This window comes from Maribellus luteus, from assembly GCF_003576475.1.
Lineage (GTDB): Bacteria > Bacteroidota > Bacteroidia > Bacteroidales > Prolixibacteraceae > Draconibacterium > Draconibacterium luteum.
The window spans coordinates 1-824 of sequence record NZ_QWGR01000064.1 but is presented as its reverse complement, the minus strand read 5'-3'; the positions used below and the strand labels follow the sequence as shown (position 1 = coordinate 824).

1 protein-coding gene is annotated in these 824 nt (G+C 48.4%); it reads left to right on the top strand.

What is annotated here, in order from left to right; genetic code table 11:
- Positions 1-824: hypothetical protein (locus D1614_RS25795; RefSeq protein ID WP_206610141.1), on the top strand; the 824-nt coding region annotated here is incomplete at both ends.

The window sequence follows — 824 nt, the reverse complement described above, 5'->3', positions numbered from 1 at the left end:
ACCCGCGAACGTTTGGCAAAAGAAGCTGCCGAAGCCGAAGCTGCAAGACTGGCCGCCATCCAGGCTGAAAAGGATAAGAATTATGCCGATGCGATTGCAAGGGCTGATAACCTTTTCAACGAGAAGAACTACGATAATTCAAGAACAGAGTACCGTGCGGCATTGAATATTAAGCCGGAAGAAGCTTACCCGCAACAACGGATCGATGAGATTGGCAACATTCTGGCGCAACTTTCGGCTGCGCAAAAAGCGTATGAAGACGCGGTAGCGAAAGGCGACCGCGAATTCAAAAACGAAGGTTGGGAAGCTGCCATTGCTGCTTACAACGAGGCGAAGCAAGCCAAGGCTGACGAAACGTATCCGGATGAACAGCTGGCTAAAATTGATTCGATTGTAACAACCCGCGAACGTTTGGCAAAAGAAGCCGCTGAAGCCGAAGCTGCCCGTTTGGCTGCTATTCAGGCAGAGAAGGATAAGAATTATGCCGATGCAATTGCGAAGGCAGATAACCTGTTCAACGAAAAGAATTACGATAACTCAAGAACAGAATACCGTGCAGCATTGAATATTAAACCGGAAGAAGCTTATCCTCAACAACGGATCGATGAGATCGGCAACATTCTGGCGCAACTTTCAGCGGCACAGAAAGCCTATGAAGATGCAGTGGCAAAAGGCGACCATGAGTTTAAAAACGAAGGTTGGGAAGCCGCGATTGCTGCTTACAACGATGCCAAGCAAGCCAAGGCTGACGAAGCTTATCCGGATGAACAGCTGGCGAAAATTGATTCGATTGTAACTACCCGCGAACGTTTGGCAAAAGAAGC